The sequence below is a fragment of the Synechococcus sp. OH20 genome (assembly GCF_047502685.1).
Lineage (GTDB): Bacteria > Cyanobacteriota > Cyanobacteriia > Thermostichales > Thermostichaceae > Thermostichus.
In genome coordinates this window covers 71,907-88,690 of the sequence record NZ_JANSIQ010000021.1, presented here as the reverse complement: position 1 = coordinate 88,690, position 16,784 = coordinate 71,907, and the positions used below count along the sequence as shown (strand labels likewise).

Below are 16,784 nucleotides of genomic sequence, written 5' to 3'. Positions count from 1 at the left end.
GTTTATAAATAGTTGAGGCTCTGCAGCAGGGCAAAACAGAGGCCGGCACTGGCCAAAGGCACGGTCAGGTTATCCAACCCCCACCAAGAGAACACCTCCAAGCCCATGGTTATTCCCCCCACCAAGAGGCTGATGGCGAGCAAAGGGGGAGAGAAGCCGAAGTACCCCAGAAGCAGCGCCGCGATCACCAAGGTACTCACCGCCCACATGGTCAGGGATCCCTCCCAGCTTTTTTGAAGGGATCCCAGTTGATAGGGGTGTTTGCCCCAGGTTTTGCCCACCAAGCCGGCCAAGGCATCCGCCCACGTCATCACCAAGATGCCGATCACCGCGAAGACTTGTCGCTGTGGCCGCCAAAACCAAAACAGCAGCAGGCCAATGCTGAGGGCATAGAAACAGGTGCCAAAGCTGCGCCGACCGACCCCATTCAAGCTGGGCAAAAGGGTCACTCGGTAGGAGAGCAGCGCCAGGCCGGCAAACACCAGCGAGAACCCTACCCCCAGCCAGCGGGGCACTTGCAAGGCCCAAGCCAGCAAAATGATATTGCCCACGCCGATGTGAATTGCCTTGCGCACCCATTCTCCGTCCACCTGCTGGGAGCGCAGCCATTCCGCAAAAGCAAAGACGGAGGCCAGCCAGAGAGCATAGCAAGCAAGCTGCTGGGTCAGGCCCATGAAACGGCCTCAGAGCGTTTTCAAGTAGCTGAGCAGATCCGCCATCTCCTGGGGATCGGGCTGGAACTGGGGCATGGGAGGCGTTTTGCCACCGGTTACTTGCTGAATGATAAACCGATCCGAACGGCGGCTGCTCACCCCCCGCAGGCTGGGCCCCACCCGACCATCCGCTTCTTCTCCATGGCAAGCCGCACAGTTGAGGGCAAACAAGGAAGCACCACGGCCAACCTGCCCCTCTAGGCTGAGGACAGCTTGAGTGTAGGGATCCAGCCGAGCCCCGGCACTCAACCAAACCCAGGTGACTACCGCCAGGCCGAGGAGGACAACGCCCCAACGAGCTTTTTGGGCCCAGACACCTGTGAAGAACTGCTGCAAGGACTTGAGGAAAGGTTGTAAACGCTTTTGGGAGGAGGGCAGTCGCTTCTGCTCAAACTCAGCCCAGCAGCCGGGCGACGCCTGGCTGCTGCCGGATGGCGGGATGTCTGAGAGGGAGGGATGCACAGACAACGCTGAGAGAGACCGTTTCAATCTTTTACATTTCAACCAACACGATAACTCAGGAGCCCTTCCCTGCCAATAATCTGTAATGGTATTTACTTTTTCTTAATGATTTGCCGGTCTGTCTGAGATTGCGCTCCCTCTGGGATGGCGCGGTTGGGAAAGAGCCGCTCCATCGCCTCTGCTTGGGCCCAGGGATCCCGGTTCAGGCTGTGGATGAGATTGGCCCCTGGAAAGTGCGCCTGCAGGCGGCGGTAGAAGGATAAATTACCATAAACGACGACGGCTGCCACCCGCTCCCGATGCTGTTGCAGCCAATCCAGCACATAGTTGGGCAGGGGATCGCGAAGGAAAGCTTGGAAAACCAGCCCTGGAGCGCTGTTCAAAGCAGCTTCCAGCCAAGGCAGGGGGGTGAGGGCATCGCTGACCACAGGGAGAATGCCCAACGCCGCCGGCACCTGAACAGCGGGAGACTGCAACTGCAGGTCGGCAGTGTCCAGGGGGGGATCCAGCCAGATCCAGTTCAACCATCTGGGCTCTGGGGGCGGTCTGAGGGGCCGGCCACCTTCCACCCCACCGCGGGCCATGGCGGCTTGACAGGGAGCAATATCCTGCTCGGCCAAGAGGGATCCCAGCTGGGCGGCTTTGTGCAGAGCAGAGGGCAGGTTGGCGCGCGCGTTGAACAGCTTTCCCAAAGCCGAGTCCTTGCGGATGGGATCCCCCAGCAAGAGGGGTTTCAGGTGCTCGGCGGGGGAGCCGCGGCTGAGGGCCGGGTCGGTGGGATCCTTGGCCCCCATCCAGCCGCCAACAGCGCTGAAATCCGTTTCCGCCAAGGCCGGCCACACCTGTTTGAGGAGAGTTGAGGCCGCAGGCAGGACTCGCTGCTTGGCGCGCAGCACCCGCGTCACCGATTGGGCCAGTTGGACGGCGCTGAGGGATCCCTGCTGCACCGCTTCCAAAACGGCTGCCAGCGAGGCCATTGGATCGGGGGGGGCCAAAATCAGGTCGGCACCGGCCTGGAAAGCCCGCACGGCCAATCGGTTGGGAGAGAGCTCCGTCCCAGCGGCCAGCTCCGCCAGAAAGCCGTCATCGAGTCTATCCACCACGATCAGCCCGCCGAACCCCCATTCCCGCCGCAGCAGCTGGGTGAGCCGCCCCGGCAGCAGGGTGATGGGCCAGCGCTCATCCCACTCCGGCAGCACCACATGAGAAACCAAGATCGCCCCCACCTGCTCCAGCAGGAACGGCAGCCAAGGCCCCTCTTGGAGCTGGGCTGGGGTCAGGCTCAAACGGGGGCACCAGGGGATGTCCGGTGCCTTTGAAACCTGCTCTGCTGCAGCCGACCTTACTTCCCCTTTGCCGGGGAAAGAGCTGGCCGTGGTCAGGATCCCCTCTGGGACGGCTTGCTCACATCCGCGCACAAAGGCTCGCGCCAGTTGCAAAGCAGACAGGGGATCTTCCCCCAGCAGCTCTGCGACCGGGTTAAGCAGCCAATTGATGCCGAGGGCCGCTGCTTCCCGCGCCGTGATCCAACCCCACTGTTCCGCCCAGCGCTCGGCTTCGGATCCCAGGCGGCTCAGGCCCAGGGGGTGGGGAAAAGAAGTCGCCCCCTGCAGGGCCAGCCCACGACCGGCCTCCGCCGCCACCAAAAGGGGCAGGGCAGCCCAGGTTTGCAACTCTTCCACCAGCAACAGGGCTTCTGCCACATGGCCCTCGGTCAGCCAGATGCCCCCAATCCCTACCTCTTGGATCAGCCGCCTGAGAACTTCTCGAGGGGGCGACTGGGATCCCAAACGGGCCGAGACCGGCACCACCAGCAGTTGCGCCACTTGTCGAGCTAGGGACAAGGGCTGGTCAAGCTCGTCGGCCAGAGATCCGGAGACACTCATGGGCATAACCGGAAGTCGTCAGCAATGCTGGGGGATCCCAATCCTTTCAAATACAAAAATGCAGGACAAGCGCAGATGATTCTAGCCACTCTGCCGGCTTGTGGCTTCCCTGCTGTCAAAACAATCAGCGCCTTTGGCGACAGCGGTCGCAGGTGCCGCAGGGCTGTCCCTCAGGGTAGCCAAAATAGGGCAAGATCGCCTGCCACCGACAGCCGCGAGCGTGGATCAGGGCCTCCATCTCTTGCCAGGGATCCTGCCGCGGCAGCGGCTGCCAACGGCGGTGCACCACCTGAAAGTGAAAGGGATCCGGCCAGTGCAGGCAGCCCATCTCCTGCAACAGGCCGAGGGCCACCCGCGTCTCTCCTGGGGGCAGGTTGGCGTAGGATCCCTGCGGGGGCAAAGTTTGCAGCAGGCGGCGTGCTTGGGCCAGTAGGCGCTCCTGCTGAGAATAGAAATAGGCTTGGCGCTGGCGATCGCTGGGATCCAGCAGGCCCGTCGGCTCCGAGACCAACATCAGGGCCTGACAAGGGCCGCCGTCCCGCCCGCCCCGCCCCACCTCTTGTAAATAATCCATCAAATGGGGCGGGGGATGGAAATGCAGCACCCAACGCACATCCGGCTTGTTGATGCCCATGCCGAAGGCGTTGGTGCAGACCAAAAAGCGCAGCTCCCCCTGCAGCCAGCCCCGCTCCAAGCGCCGGCGGGATCCCGCCTCCAGGCCGCCGTGGTAAGTGGCGGTTTTTTGGTTGTGGCGGCCCAGCCACGCGGCCAGCTCCTCCCCATCCCGCCGTGTGCGCACGTACACCAGGCCCGGGCCGGGGTTTTCGGCCAGAAAACGCAACAGCCGCCGACGGCGATCCGCCGGGCTCCAGGCGATGGCCACATTGAGGGAGATATTGGCCCGCAGCGGATCGGCGCGGATGCACTCCGGATCCTGCAGCCCCAGGATGTGGCCCAGGCGAGTGCAGGTTTGGGGATCGGCGGTGGCGGTAAAAGCGGCGATGGGAAACGAGGGCTTGGCCAAAGCCGGGCGCAGCAATCCCAAACGGCGGTAGTCGGGCCGGAAGGATCCCCCCCAATGCACCAACGTATGGGCCTCATCCACGATCAGGCTGCTGATTTGCACCTGGGGCTGCTGCAGCCGTTGCCAAACGGGGGGGCTGAAGAGGGTTTCCGGCCCCAGGTAGAGCAGACGCAGTCGGTTTTCCTCAAGGGCCTTCAACACGCGCTTCCGCAGGGCCGGATCCAGCTCGCTGTGCAGACAGGCCGCCGGCAGACGGCGCTTCCAGAGATCCTGGACTTGGTCTTCCATCAGGGCGATCAGGGGCGAGACCACCAGCGTCAGCCCTGTTTGCAAGAGGGATGTGAGTTGGAAGCAAAGAGACTTGCCAAACCCCGTCGGCAATACCACCAGCGCGTCGCGCTTCTCCAGCAAGGCGCGGATCACCCGATCCTGGGGCGGGCGCAGCGCCTCGTAGCCCCAGTACTGCTTGAGGGCGGATTGAACCTGCTGCCAATCCTGCAAACGGCAACCCCTTTTGCCGCGATTTCCTTCAGCAATCTACAGCGATTGTAAAGGGGGTTGTCCAACAACAGGCTATTTCCAATTCCACGGAACCCCCTTTCTGCCTCTAGTTCCCCTCTCCCAGAGGGAGAGGGGGTAGGGGTGAGGGAACCCGTATCGGGATGGCTGGGATCCAGGTCGCTGGCCGGGAAGGAATGCTCTTTGCTGCCCTTGGCAAGGTATCGGTCGCGTAGCACAACAGGGCGGTGGTCTTGTGCGATTCTAGAGCTGGGACTTCCCGCCTAGCTCGATGCTGGAACTATGACTGCCAATGTGCTCCGCACCGCTGATGCCAACGACTCCCCACCCTTGCTCCAGCCCAGAATGGCCTCTGTTCACCGTCGCACGGGGGAAACGGATGTGCAAATCCATCTCAACCTGGACGGCAGAGGGCAGCACGAGATCGACACCGGGATCCCCTTTTTGGATCACATGCTGGCCCAGCTCAGCACCCACGGGTTGATCGATCTCCAGATCAAGGCGGTGGGGGATCTGCACATCGACGACCACCACACCAACGAAGACGTGGGCATCACGTTGGGACAGGCGCTGGCGCTGGCGCTGCAGGATCGGCGGGGCATTTATCGTTTTGGTCATTTTTGGGCGCCTTTGGATGAGGCGCTGGTGCAGGTGGTGCTGGACTTTTCCGGGCGACCCCACCTCAGCTACGGCCTGGAGCTGACCGCCGAGCGCATTGGCCGCTACGAAACCCAGTTGGTGCGAGAGTTTTATCAGGCGGTGGTCAACCATGCCCAGATGACCCTGCACATTCGCCAGGCAGCCGGCCTCAATGCCCACCACATCGTCGAGGCCAGTTTCAAGGCCTTTGCCCGCGCCCTGCGCATGGCCGTAGAACGGGATCCGCGCCGACAGGAAGGGATCCCCAGTTCTAAGGGGGTGCTGTAGCGGCGCCTGCGCGGGCTGTTGACCTTGAGCCTGGGACTTGTGGTGCTGCCCCATCCGACGATGGGGTTCTGTCGAGAATGCTGAGCCGCACTCGCCCGCCGGCTGCTTTGGGCAAAATCTCCAGCCACTGGTGAAGATCCAAAAGAGCTGAGCCGGCGCCAATTCACAGACCTGGATGAGGCAAAGTCTGTCCGGCAGGGATCCCCATTTGGGTTTATTCTGGACTTAGCCATCCTTCCAGGGTTGCGTCCCAGCTCAGGCGGGATCCAAAAGTCGAAAAAGGGTTTCCCGGCAGTTGCCAGCTCTGGAGGTTCTGATTCCCAGCCACTGATAGGCCCATGTTAGGGGGGGATGAAAACCATGGACATTGATCTCCGTCCGCTGATCGTTCTGTCGCCCATTGTTTTGGTGGTTGCCTGGGCTGCCTACAACATCATCAAGGCTGCCATCAAAGGAGAGGCCAAGCTCTTCGGCGAGAAGGGCAACAACCCCTTCGGCAAAGGCGGGAGCTGAACGTGCGGATCCGGCCGGCAGGCTCAGTATGCTAGGCGAGGCGACAAACCCAAAATCCGCCGATGTGATTGTCATCGGGGCCGGAGTGGCCGGTTTGGTCTGCGCAAGGCGACTGCTGCGGGCGGGGCTGCGGGTTCTGGTGCTGGAAAAATCGGCGGGCTTGGGCGGGCGCCTGGCCACCCGTCGGGTTGAGCATCTCGGACAAACGGTGCCGGTGGATCACGGGGCTCAATACCTGACTGCCGATTCCGATGGCTTTCATCGCTGGGTGAAGGAGCTGCTGGGCCTGGGGCTGCTGACGGAATGGACGCGCTCGCTGCATGTGCTGGATCGAAAAGGGCTGCGCCCGGAGCATCCCAACGAGGAGAAACCGCGCTACATCTGCCCCCAGGGCATGACGATGTTGGCCAAACACCTGGCTGCCCCGCTGTCGGTACACACCCAAACTCGTGTGGTCGGCCTCAAAAGTTTGGCCACAACCTGGCAAGTGCAGGCGGAGAATGGTCAATGCTACGAGGCTGCCGCATTGGTGGCGGCCATTCCGGCCCCGCAGTTGCTGCCTTTGCTGCGAGAGAAGATCCCTCCTGCCGATAGCCTGCTGTCTCTGCTGGGATCCGCCGAGTATCAGCCCTGCCTTGCGGTTTTGGCCGGCTACTCCAAGGACACGCCGCCGCCGCCCTGGAAAGGGATCAAGTGCTTGGAGGATCCGATGTTGGCCTGGCTGGGGTTGGACAGCAGCAAGCGCCCGCAGCCGCTCTCGCCGGTGGTGGTCTTGCATGGGGGGGCGGAGTGGTCATCTCTGTACCTGGAGGCCGGCCCACCTGAGCTAGAAAAGGCAGGTCGAGAATTGTTGGCCCACGCCGCCAAGCATCTGGATCCCTGGCTGGCTTCGCCCCAATGGATGCAGGTGCACCGTTGGCGCTACGCTTTGCCACTGGAAACCATGGGATTGGCCAGCTTGGGCACCCGGATTCCGGCGGCTGAGGGATTGCCTTTGGTTTGTGCCGGCGATTCGTGCGCCGGGGGGCGCGTAGAAGGGGCTTGGCTCTCAGGGCAAGATGCCGCCAAAACGTTGCTCGAAATGCTGGGCGGCTCTGAGCGGTGAGGGGACGCTGACCCAGTTGGCCTGGAGCAATGCCTGCAGATCCAGGCCGAGAATTTCCATCCTCTGGGGTAGAGAGTTATGCTGACAGGGTGGATCCCTTGGCAGATAATCCATGCCCAGAACCTGTACGATCTACCGCCGTGCCCAATTTGCCGCCAGCCATCGCTACTGGTTGCCCGAACTCTCAGAAGCCGAGAACGTAGCCCGCTTTGGCCCCCAAGCCCGTTTTCCCGGCCACGGCCACAACTACGTGCTGGAGGTGGGCCTGACGGGGGAGGTAGATGAGTACGGCATGGTGCTCAACCTCTCAGAGGTCAAGCGGGTGATCCGAGAGCGGGTGATTCAAGAGCTCAACTTCGCCTACCTCAATCAAGCCTGGCCGGAGTTTGCCCAAACCCTGCCCACCACCGAGTTTATCGCTTACGTAATTTGGCAACGCCTGGCCGATGCGCTGCCGCTGACCAGCGTCCGCCTGTACGAGGATCCCGAACTTTGGGCCGAATACCGAGGAGAAGCCATGCAAGCCTACTTGACCGTTGCCACCCATTTCAGCGCCGCTCACCGTTTGGCCCTGGATCATTTGAGCCTGGAAGAGAACACCGCCATCTACGGCCTCTGCGCCCGTCCCCATGGCCATGGCCACAACTACGGCCTGGAGATCACCGTCAAGGGATCCATCGACCCGCGCACGGGGATGCTCGTGGATCTGGCGGCTCTGCAGCGGATCATTGACGAGCAGGTGGTCAAACCGCTGGATCACACCTTTTTGAACAAAGACATCCCCTACTTTGCCCAGGTGGTGCCCACCGCCGAAAACATCGCCCTCTACATTCAACGGCTGCTGACTTTGCCCCTGCGCGAGCTGGGGGTGCAACTGCATCGGGTTCGCCTGCAAGAGAGCCCCAACAACAGCAGCGAGGTCTACGGGGAGTTTCCGCTGGAAGAGCTGTTCAACTCTTCAGAAGGGCTCCCCCAGAGTTTCGGCAGCCGTGTTGCCGCGCGACGCTGATGTAACCATGTTGGATCTGGTTAAGCTGAGTGGGCAGATCCCCGCCTTTGCTCGGCACTTGCAGCAGGAGTCGCGGGCCGGTCAGGAGCGCCTGCGCCAAGCCCTGCAGGTCTTCGGGCGCCTGCAGCAGGAGCCGCAGGTTTGGCAGTCGCGTTGGACGGAGTGGGGATCCCATCTGGCCTTTACCTGCGCCAGCCCCGCCGAGCCCCCGGAAACCTGGGGATCCCTGCCCAAGGTGGAGCCGCTGCAGGGACGACACACGGTGGTGGCCACCGATGGATCCCAGATCCTGCCCAGCCACCACGAGATCGCCTATTGCTCGCTGATCAATGTTGGGCGGGTGGTTCTGCACTACGGCACCCAGGAGTGGCCGCTGTTGGATAGTCAGCCTCTGCTGCTGTATGGGCAGCGCTCGGACTCCTCTCTCTTGGAGCAAATGGCAGAAGGGTTGCAAAGTGCTGCCATTGCCGTGCGGAACCCCGGCAGCGGGACAGGGGTCTCGTTGGGGCCGGAAGTGGTGTTGGCCTTGCGGCGGGCTCAGGCAGAGCTAGAGGAGCTGGCGCAGTTGGCCCTGTCAGTGCCCCGTCGCCGCGCCACGCTGGCGCTCCTGGATGGATCCCTGATCCCCTGGGGACTGGAGCCGCTGCCCAGATCAACCCAGCGTCCCTGGCTGGATCCCATCCTGGCGACTCTGGAGCAGTTGCGGGCCGCCCGCATCCCCCTGGTGGGCTACATCAGCGCTTCCCGCAGCAGCGAAACCCTTAACTACTTACGCCTGGGGCTGTGCCCCTACCTGGGCTGCGACTGCCATCGCTACTGTGCCGGCGAGAAAACCCCCCCCTGTCACCCCTTTGCTCCCCTGCCGGATCGCGTCTTCTGGGGATCCCTGCTGCAGCCGGGAGAGCGCAGCCCCCTCTGGCGCAGTGGCGCCAGTGTCTTGGATGCCTTCGGGGAACACCACATCCACTGCTGTTACTTGAATGTCGGCGGGAAGGGGGGCCCCGAGATCGCCCGCCTGGAGTTTCCCGCCTGGGTGGCCCAGGATGCCCAGCTGCTGCAGCGGGCCCTGGCGGGAGTACTGAGCCAGGTGCAAAAGGGCTTTGGCTACCCCATTGCCCTGGCGGAAGCCCATCATTTGGCAGTGGTGCGGAGCGGGGATCGGCAGCGCTTCTTTGCCCTGATCGAGCAGGAGCTGATCCGCGCCGGCCTGCGCCATGTGGCTGTCTCCCGCAAGGAAGCCCAGAAGCGAACTGGTATCGCCTAATTGGTGCCAGTGCCGCAAAACCCTTCCTCCCTCCTACCTCCCCTCTCCCAGAGGGAGAGGGGCTGGGGGTGAGGGGTTAAAATCGCCCTGTCAGGCCCAAAACCGCACCGCCTGCCGGGATCCCTGGCACCCCAGAGAAGGCTGCAGCCTATTGAGGGGATCCCCACTCAACGGTTAGGGTTGCCAAGGTGTCCAAATCCTGTTTCTATTGCCGATATGATGAGCCAAGCCCCTCTGCGCAGCATCGTCTCTCCCTTAACCCACAACCCCCTCTGGTACAAAGACGCGATCATCTACGAGCTACCGGTGCGGGCTTTTGCCGATAGCGATGGCGATGGAGTGGGCGACTTCCAGGGCCTGACGGAAAAGCTGGACTACCTGCAGGATCTGGGCATCACGGCCCTCTGGCTGCTGCCCTTTTTCCCCTCCCCTCTGCGGGATGATGGGTACGATGTTTCTGACTTTACCAACGTCAACCCCACCCTAGGCACCCTAGAGGACTTCAAAATCTTTCTAGATGCCGCTCACCAACGCGGGATCCGCGTCATCATCGAGCTGATCCTCAACCACACCTCCGATCAGCATCCCTGGTTTCAGCGGGCTCGGCGCGCCGCCCCCGGCACCCCCGAGCGGGACTTCTACGTTTGGAGCGACACCCCGGAAAAGTACAAAGAGGCCCGCATCATCTTTCAAGACTTTGAAACTTCCAACTGGGCCTGGGATCCGGTGGCCAAAGCCTACTACTGGCATCGCTTCTACTCCCACCAGCCGGATCTCAACTACGACAATCCTGCCGTGCAGAAGGCCATCTTCGAGGTGGTGGACTTTTGGCTGAGCATGGGGGTGGACGGCCTGCGGTTGGACGCGGTGCCCTATCTGTACGAGCGGGAGGGCACCAACTGTGAGAACCTGCCGGAAACCCACCTCTTCCTCAAGGCCCTGCGCAAACACATCGACCAAAGGTATCCGCATCGCATGCTGCTGGCAGAGGCCAACCAGTGGCCGGAAGATGCTGTGGCCTACTTCGGCGACGGGGACGAGTGCCACATGGACTTCCACTTCCCCCTGATGCCGCGGCTGTTCATGGCCATCCAGATGGAGGATCGCTTCCCCATCATCGACATCCTGCAGCAGACTCCCCCCATTCCCGAAACCTGCCAGTGGGCCATTTTCTTGCGCAACCACGACGAGCTCACCCTGGAGATGGTCACCGACGAAGAGCGGGACTACATGTACCAGGTGTACGCCAAGGATCCCAACGCGCGGGTCAACCTGGGCATCCGCCGCCGCTTGGCGCCCCTGCTGGGCAACAGCCGCCGCCGCATCGAGCTGATGAACAGCCTGCTGTTTTCTCTGCCCGGCACGCCGGTGATCTACTACGGCGACGAGATCGGCATGGGGGACAACATCTACCTGGGGGATCGCAACAGCGTGCGCACGCCGATGCAGTGGAGCGCCGACCGCAACGCCGGCTTCTCTCGGGCTAACCCGCAGAAGCTCTACCTGCCCATCGTCATCGACGCCGAGTACCACTACGAAACCGTCAACGTGGAAGCGCAGCGGAACAACCCCTATTCCCTGTGGTGGACGATGAAACGGATGATCGCGGTTCGCAAGCGCTTCCAAGCTTTTGGCCGCGGCTCTTTTGAGCTGCTGCACCCGGAAAACCGCAAGGTGCTGGCCTTCATGCGGGCCTACGGCGACGAGCGCATCCTGGTGGTGGCCAATCTCTCCCGCTATGTCCAGTGCGTGGAGCTGGACTTGGCTCACTGGGAGGGGCTGATCCCGGTGGAGATCTTCGGGCGCACGCCGTTTCCTCCCATCGGCCAACTGCCCTATTTCCTGACCCTGGGCCCCCACTCCTTCTACTGGTTTTCCCTCGAGCCACGGCGACCAACGGAGCGGATCCACCCCAGTCACAGCAAGCCAGAAGAGTTGGATCGCCTGCCCACCCTGATCGCCCCCACGTGGGAAAGCCTCTTTCAAGGGGAAAGCCAAGAGCGGCTGGAGGCGGTCTTAGGCGACTACCTCTACCGCTGCCGTTGGTTCGGCTCCAAAGCCCGCCAGATCCAGTCGGCCCAGGTTTTGGATGCCATTCCCTGTAACCGGGAAGGGGATCCCCCCTTTCGGGGCCAGATTTTGCTCTTGCAAGTTGAGTTTACCGAGGGGGAAGCAGAACTCTACTCTTTACCCGTGGGCTACGCCACTCAAGAGGCGGCCCTGCACCTGCGCGTAGAGGCGCCCCAGGCAGTCATCCTCCCTGTGCAGGTGGCCGGGGATCCGCCGGGCGTGCTTTTCGACGCGCTGGCCGATAAAACCTTTTTGTCGTTGCTGCTGCAGATCATCGCCCAGCAGGGCCGCCTGCGCCACTCCTCAGGGGAGCTGTGGGCCACCACCTTTGCTCCCTTTGAGTACGACCTCGGCCTTGAACCCCGCATCCTCAAGGCGGAGCAGAGCAACACCTCGGTGGTCTACGGCAACCAGTACATCCTCAAGTTCTACCGCAAGGTGGCCGAGGGGGTGAATCCAGAGCTAGAGATCGGCCGCTACCTGCTGGAGCACCATCCCCAGGTGCGGGTGCCGCGGCTGTTGGGATCCCTGGAATATCGCCGCCGCCGTGGGGTGCGGGGCTTTGATCCCAGCGATCAGCCCATCACGTTGGCCATTTTGCAGGAGTACATCCCCAACGAGGGGGATGCCTGGCACTACACGCTGGACAGCCTGGGGCAGTTTTTCGAGACGGTGCTGGTTCACTACCTAGAGGTGGATCCCGTGCCCGTTCCGCAGGGATCCTTCTTGGAGCTGTCTCAACTCCCCTTGCCGGAGCTGGCCTACGCCACCATTGGCAGCTACCTGGAGTCGGTGCGGATCTTGGCCAAGCGCACCGCCGAGCTGCACCTTGCTCTGGCTGCCGACACCGAAAACAAAGACTTTGCCCCCGAGCCCTTCTCCAGTCTCTACCAACGCTCCATCTATCAATCCATGCGCAATTTGGTGGGGCAGGTGTTTCCGCTGCTGAACAAGCAGATCCCCAAGCTGCCGGAGGTGGAGGCCAAGTTGGCCCGGGCTGTTCGCGACCAAGAAGGGGAGATCATGAGCCGCTTCCGCCTCATCCTGGAGCGGAAGATCACGGCTTTGCGCACTCGCTGCCATGGGGATTACCACTTGGGCCAGGTGCTGTTTACCGGCAAGGACTTTGTCATCATCGACTTTGAAGGGGAGCCGGCCCGCTCCCTGGGAGAACGCCGCCTCAAACGCTGCCCCCTGCGGGATGTGGCAGGGATGCTGCGCTCTTTCCACTACGCCGTTCACACCGGCTTGCGCCAGCAACTGGAAAGCGGCCTGGTCTGCGGGGACAAGTGCCCCGACATGATGCGCTGGGCCCAGTTTTGGCACCGCTGGGTTTGTGCTGCTTTCTTGGCCGAGTATCTCCAGGTGGCTTCCCAAGGGGCTTTTCTGCCCCGCAGCCCGCAGGAGCTGGAAGTGCTGCTAGAGGCCTATCTGCTGGAGAAGGCCATCTACGAGCTGGGCTACGAGCTCAACCACCGTCCCGAGCAGGTGGAGATCCCGCTGCGGGGGATCCTGCAGTTGCTGGGCATTTCCACCCAGGTTTGAGGGATCCCGGATGTGCGGACGGTTTAGCCTGGCGGTTGCTCCCGAACGGCTGCAGCAGCATTTTCAACTCGAGAGGGGGGCAGTGGCGGCGCTCCAGCCCCGCTACAACATCGCCCCTTCTCAGCCAGTGCTGGCGGTGGTGGCGGGATCCCTTCAGCGCCAGGCCACTCAGTTCCGCTGGGGCTTGATCCCCAGTTGGAGCCGCACTCCCAAGGCCGGGTGGATCAATGCCCGCGCCGAGACCGTGGCCGAGAAACCCTCTTTCCGCCAGGCCTTTTGCCGCCGCCGCTGCCTGATCCCGGCAGATGGCTTCTACGAGTGGGCCGACCAGGGCACGGCCAAGCGACAGCCCTACTGGTTTTACCTGCTGGATCGACCGGTGTTTGCCTTTGCCGGCATTTGGGAGCGCTGGCGCAGCCCACAAGGGGTGGAGAGAGAAACTTGCGCCATCCTCAACACGCCAGCCAATCGGCTAATGGGGCTTTTCCACGAGCGGATGCCGGCCATTTTGCTAGAAGACGATTACGACCTCTGGCTGGATCCGCAGGTGCGGGATCCGGCGCGGCTCCTGCCCTTGCTTCGCCCCTACCCGGCAGAGGCCATGGCCGCCTATCCCGTCAGCACCCATGTCAACAACCCTCGCTACGAGGATCCCACATGCCGGGCTCCCATCGGGGAAGCGGTGCAGGGATCCAACCTCAGCGAGCCCGCTGGTAGCGCATCCCCGGCAGTTGCACCAGCCAGCCCTCCAGTTCCATAAGCAGCAGGGTGCTGGAGAGGGTGGCAATGTCCATCTGGGTGGCCTGAGCCAGGGCATCGAGGCTGAGGATGTCGTTGCCCAGGACCTGCCAGAGAAGCTGCTGCTGCGGATCCCTGGGGCCGGCGGACAAGGGTTGGTCTGGGAGAGGGGATCCCTGAACTAAGCCCAGCTCTTGGAGCAGCTCCTCGATCCCCAGGATCATCGCTGCACCACTGCGGATGAGGTGCAGACAGCCGCGGGCCGCTGCCGTGTCGATATTCCCCGGCAGGGCATACACCTCCCGCCCGTATTGGTTGGCCAGGTGAGCGGTAATCAGCGCCCCTGAGCGCTCTGGGGCCTCCATCACCAGGGTGGCGCGACAGAGGCCGGCGATAATGCGGTTGCGCTGGGGAAAGTGCTCCTTGGCCGGCGGCGTGCCGGGGGGATATTCGCTGAGGACGGCCCCTTGTTCCAGGATGCGCCGGTAGAGAGCGCGATGGTGGGCGGGGTAAACCTGATCCACCCCAGTTCCCACCACGGCCACCGTCTTGCCGCCTGCCTCCAGGCAGGCTTGGTGGGCAATGCCGTCGATCCCGGTGGCCAGTCCCGACACCACCATGCAGCCAGCTTCCGCCAGGGCGGCGCTGACTTTCTGGGTCCACTGCTGACCGTAGGGGGTGGGGGCGCGGGTGCCGACAATAGCGATGGCCGGCTGCTGCCAGTCGGGGCATTCTCCTAAGACGTAGAGAAGGGGCGGTGGATCCGGCAGCTCCCACAACAAGGGCGGATAGCCGGGATCCGCAGGGGTTAGGAAGGGGATCCCCGGCTTTTGGGTTTGCTCCAGGATCTCCCCAGGGTCGAGGCCAGGACGGGAAGAGGCAATCGTTTCTGCCAGGGTGGGGCCAATGCCCTCTGCCTGCAGCAGGGCCGGGACGTCCGCCTGCCAGGCCTGTTCCAAGGATCCAAAGAACTCCGCCAGCCGCTTGAGGCGATGGGGGCCGATCCCTCTAATCCGCGCCCAAGCCAGCCAGTAGGGCCGCTCTCGTTCGCCCCCAGCTTCCCTTTTGCCGGCAGGATCGGAAATAGAGAAAGACAAGTTCAGCTCCCCCCAACAGTGGCTGTACCTTAAGTAATGGTCAGCAAAAAAGCAGGAGATAAGTAAATGTTAGGGTTGGATCCTGCTGGTGGTTCTCAGGCGGCAAGGCCATTGCGGTTTGGACAAGGGCGCCAGGCTTGGGTGTGGGGGATCTATCCGCTGCTGTGGCTGTTGACCTGGGTGGGATCCCGCTCGGCCCAGCCGCAGCTATTGGGGATCCCGGCTTGGTACTGGGGAGCAGGGTTGGCGGTGCTGCTGTTGGTGCCCCTGAACTTCTACTTTGTGCGAACTTGCTGGCCCAGGGCTGGAGATGAGTGACACGGTTTTGAGTTTGGGTGTGGTGGGGGTGTACTTGCTGCTGCTGGCGGCCATTGGTTGGTGGAGCTACCGCCGCAGCGGCCAGGATCCGGTCAGCTATTTCCTGGCAGGGCGGGGGCTGGGATCCCTGGCCTTGACCTTGACCACGCTGGCGACGCTGCTCAGCGCCTTTACCTTCCTCGGGGTGCCGGCGGATGCCTACACCCACGGCCTGGGGATTTTTTTGGCCGTGGGGGTCACCACGGCGCTGATCTCAGGGCTGTTTTTTGGGGTGGGCTACCGGGTGTGGCTGGCGGCCCGCCACTTTGGGTTCATCACCCCCTCGGAGTTTTTTGGCCACCGCTTCAACAGCCCTCTCCTGGCCCTGCTCTATTGCCTAAGCGCCCTGACGTTTACCGCCCCCTACATCAGCATCCAGATCATCGGCGGGGCGCGCACCCTGGCTGCCGTTTTGGGGGAAGGGATCCCCTATTGGCCCCTGGCGGTGGGGGTGGCGCTGGTCATCCTGGGCTATGTCCTCTTCGGCGGCTCCCAGGCGGTGGTCTGGACGGACGTGGTGCAGGGGATCATCTTGGTTGTGGGGATGGGAGTGGCCTTTGTGGCCGTGGCCTTGAGTTGGGGCCAAGAGGCCAGTAGCCAGTTGGATCCCTGGCTGAGCTTGCCCGGCCCCCAGGGGCGCTGGAGCTGGCAGACCCTGCTTGGCAACCAACTGCTGTTTTTGATGGCCACGCCCCTTTTTCCCCAATTTTTTCAGCGCTTCTACATGGCCAAAAGTGCCCGTCCCTTTCAGACCCTGATGGTGGTCTGGCCGCTGCTGATTCTACTGGTGTTCTTCCCAGCAGCCCTCATTGGCGTCTGGGGTCGGCTGGCTTTTCCTGACCTGCAGCAGCCGGATCAGATCATGCCGCTGATGTTGCAGACCCTGCCCAGCGGCGTGGCGGCAGTGGTGATTACAGCGGCGCTGGCGGCTTTGATGTCTACGGCGGACTCGCAACTGCTAACTGCCAGCTCCCTGGTTACCCGGGATCTGGTGGTTACCTTGCTCAAGCGCCAGCTTTCTCCGCACCAGGAGGAGCTGTTGGGCCGCTGGGTGGTGTTGGGGATTGGGTTGGTCTCCTTTGCCATTGCCGTCAGGCCACCGGGGCTCATCGCCCAGATTGCCACCTGGAGCTTTCAGGGCAACGCCATGCTCTTTCCCCTCTTGATTGCCGGCCTGTACTGGAAGCGGGCTACCCGCGCCGGGGCCGTAGCCGGAGCTTTGGTTTCCAGCGGTCTCACCTTGGGCTGGCTGGCGGGCCTGTTGCCCCAAGCCTGGACGGGGGGCTGGCTGCCGGTGATCCCGGCGGTGGTTGTCGGCACGGCGGTGCTGGTGGGGGTGAGCTTGCTCACTCAGCCCGACCCGGAGAGGCTGGCCGCCTACTATGAGAGCGGCCCTTGGGGGGAGGAGATCTCGAAATGACTGGATTGAGACAGATTCCTCACCCCCGGCCCCTCTCCCTGAGGGACGACCCTCACCCCCGGCCCCTCTCCCTGAGGGATGACCCTCACCCCCGGCCCCTCTCCCTGAGGGATGACCCTCACCCCCGGCCCCTCT

General features: G+C 62.8%; 14 protein-coding genes. 9 read left to right on the top strand and 5 right to left on the bottom strand.

Going from position 1 to position 16,784, the window contains the following annotated elements; all coding sequences use genetic code 11:
- Positions 1 to 2: 2 nt before the first annotated feature.
- The 4 genes from NW826_RS05005 to NW826_RS04990 all read right to left on the bottom strand — a co-directional run bounded on the left by NW826_RS05005 (position 3) and on the right by NW826_RS04990 (position 4,586).
- Complete coding sequence (locus NW826_RS05005; RefSeq protein WP_414334628.1) at positions 3 to 674, bottom strand: diacylglycerol/polyprenol kinase family protein; 672 nt, start codon at positions 672 to 674, stop codon at positions 3 to 5.
- 9 nt (positions 675 to 683) lie between these two features.
- The gene (locus tag NW826_RS05000; protein WP_414334630.1) at positions 684 to 1,175 is read right to left on the bottom strand and encodes a c-type cytochrome; all 492 of its coding nucleotides are present in this window, start codon (positions 1,173 to 1,175) and stop codon (positions 684 to 686) included.
- Between the two features lie 92 nt (positions 1,176 to 1,267).
- On the bottom strand, positions 1,268 to 3,061 hold the full coding sequence (locus tag NW826_RS04995) for a glycoside hydrolase family 3 N-terminal domain-containing protein (RefSeq protein ID WP_414509593.1): 1,794 nt from the start codon (positions 3,059 to 3,061) through the stop codon (positions 1,268 to 1,270).
- A 124-nt stretch (positions 3,062 to 3,185) separates the two neighbouring features.
- Entirely contained in the window at positions 3,186 to 4,586 is a 1,401-nt protein-coding gene (locus NW826_RS04990; protein WP_414509592.1) for a RecQ family ATP-dependent DNA helicase, read from the bottom strand.
- Positions 4,587 to 4,886: 300 nt separating this feature from the next.
- Here NW826_RS04990 and hisB point away from each other — a divergent pair, with 300 nt between their 5' ends.
- The 7 genes from hisB to NW826_RS04955 all read left to right on the top strand — a co-directional run bounded on the left by hisB (position 4,887) and on the right by NW826_RS04955 (position 13,797).
- The gene (gene hisB, locus NW826_RS04985; protein WP_414348100.1) at positions 4,887 to 5,531 is read left to right on the top strand and encodes an imidazoleglycerol-phosphate dehydratase HisB; all 645 of its coding nucleotides are present in this window, start codon (positions 4,887 to 4,889) and stop codon (positions 5,529 to 5,531) included.
- A gap of 360 nt (positions 5,532 to 5,891) precedes the next feature.
- The gene (locus NW826_RS04980) at positions 5,892 to 6,044 is read left to right on the top strand and encodes a photosystem II protein Y (RefSeq protein WP_011432316.1); all 153 of its coding nucleotides are present in this window, start codon (positions 5,892 to 5,894) and stop codon (positions 6,042 to 6,044) included.
- Between the two features lie 28 nt (positions 6,045 to 6,072).
- Complete coding sequence (locus NW826_RS04975) at positions 6,073 to 7,149, top strand: NAD(P)/FAD-dependent oxidoreductase (RefSeq protein ID WP_414509591.1); 1,077 nt, start codon at positions 6,073 to 6,075, stop codon at positions 7,147 to 7,149.
- A gap of 112 nt (positions 7,150 to 7,261) precedes the next feature.
- Positions 7,262 to 8,158, top strand: a complete 897-nt coding sequence (locus NW826_RS04970) for a 6-carboxytetrahydropterin synthase (protein ID WP_414334639.1) — start codon at positions 7,262 to 7,264, stop codon at positions 8,156 to 8,158.
- Complete coding sequence (locus NW826_RS04965; RefSeq protein ID WP_414341534.1) at positions 8,142 to 9,422, top strand: DNA double-strand break repair nuclease NurA; 1,281 nt, start codon at positions 8,142 to 8,144, stop codon at positions 9,420 to 9,422. The genes NW826_RS04970 and NW826_RS04965 overlap by 17 nt, the downstream gene beginning before the upstream one ends.
- Positions 9,423 to 9,641: 219 nt before the next feature.
- The gene (gene treS / locus NW826_RS04960; RefSeq protein ID WP_414509590.1) at positions 9,642 to 13,037 is read left to right on the top strand and encodes a maltose alpha-D-glucosyltransferase; all 3,396 of its coding nucleotides are present in this window, start codon (positions 9,642 to 9,644) and stop codon (positions 13,035 to 13,037) included.
- Positions 13,038 to 13,047: 10 nt separating this feature from the next.
- Entirely contained in the window at positions 13,048 to 13,797 is a 750-nt protein-coding gene (locus NW826_RS04955) for an SOS response-associated peptidase (protein ID WP_414509589.1), read from the top strand.
- On the opposite strand, the gene dprA is transcribed toward NW826_RS04955, so the two are convergent.
- Positions 13,736 to 14,872, bottom strand: a complete 1,137-nt coding sequence (gene dprA / locus NW826_RS04950; RefSeq protein WP_414509588.1) for a DNA-processing protein DprA — start codon at positions 14,870 to 14,872, stop codon at positions 13,736 to 13,738. The two genes, NW826_RS04955 and dprA, sit on opposite strands and share 62 nt — an antisense overlap.
- Before the next feature lie 66 nt (positions 14,873 to 14,938).
- Here dprA and NW826_RS04945 point away from each other — a divergent pair, with 66 nt between their 5' ends.
- Both NW826_RS04945 and NW826_RS04940 read left to right on the top strand, forming a co-directional pair.
- Positions 14,939 to 15,190: a hypothetical protein gene (locus NW826_RS04945; RefSeq protein WP_414348113.1), complete on the top strand. Its 252-nt coding sequence runs from the start codon at positions 14,939 to 14,941 to the stop codon at positions 15,188 to 15,190.
- A complete protein-coding gene (locus tag NW826_RS04940) occupies positions 15,183 to 16,649 on the top strand; it encodes a sodium:solute symporter family protein (protein ID WP_414509587.1) in 1,467 nt (488 codons plus the stop codon). The genes NW826_RS04945 and NW826_RS04940 overlap by 8 nt, the downstream gene beginning before the upstream one ends.
- The last annotated feature ends 135 nt before the right edge of the window (positions 16,650 to 16,784 follow it).

What these genes read in the sequence shown, in the direction of transcription:
- NW826_RS04970 (WP_414334639.1), top strand. Translation starts at nt 7,262, where the DNA reads ATGCCCAGAACCTGTACGATCTACCGCCGTGCCCAATTTGCCGCCAGC.
- hisB (WP_414348100.1), top strand. Translation starts at nt 4,887, where the DNA reads ATGACTGCCAATGTGCTCCGCACCGCTGATGCCAACGACTCCCCACCC.
- NW826_RS04995 (WP_414509593.1), bottom strand. Translation starts at nt 3,061, where the DNA reads ATGAGTGTCTCCGGATCTCTGGCCGACGAGCTTGACCAGCCCTTGTCC.
- NW826_RS04955 (WP_414509589.1), top strand. Translation starts at nt 13,048, where the DNA reads ATGTGCGGACGGTTTAGCCTGGCGGTTGCTCCCGAACGGCTGCAGCAG.
- treS (WP_414509590.1), top strand. Translation starts at nt 9,642, where the DNA reads ATGAGCCAAGCCCCTCTGCGCAGCATCGTCTCTCCCTTAACCCACAAC.
- NW826_RS04945 (WP_414348113.1), top strand. Translation starts at nt 14,939, where the DNA reads ATGTTAGGGTTGGATCCTGCTGGTGGTTCTCAGGCGGCAAGGCCATTG.
- NW826_RS05005 (WP_414334628.1), bottom strand. Translation starts at nt 674, where the DNA reads ATGGGCCTGACCCAGCAGCTTGCTTGCTATGCTCTCTGGCTGGCCTCC.
- NW826_RS04975 (WP_414509591.1), top strand. Translation starts at nt 6,073, where the DNA reads ATGCTAGGCGAGGCGACAAACCCAAAATCCGCCGATGTGATTGTCATC.
- NW826_RS04940 (WP_414509587.1), top strand. Translation starts at nt 15,183, where the DNA reads ATGAGTGACACGGTTTTGAGTTTGGGTGTGGTGGGGGTGTACTTGCTG.
- NW826_RS04980 (WP_011432316.1), top strand. Translation starts at nt 5,892, where the DNA reads ATGGACATTGATCTCCGTCCGCTGATCGTTCTGTCGCCCATTGTTTTG.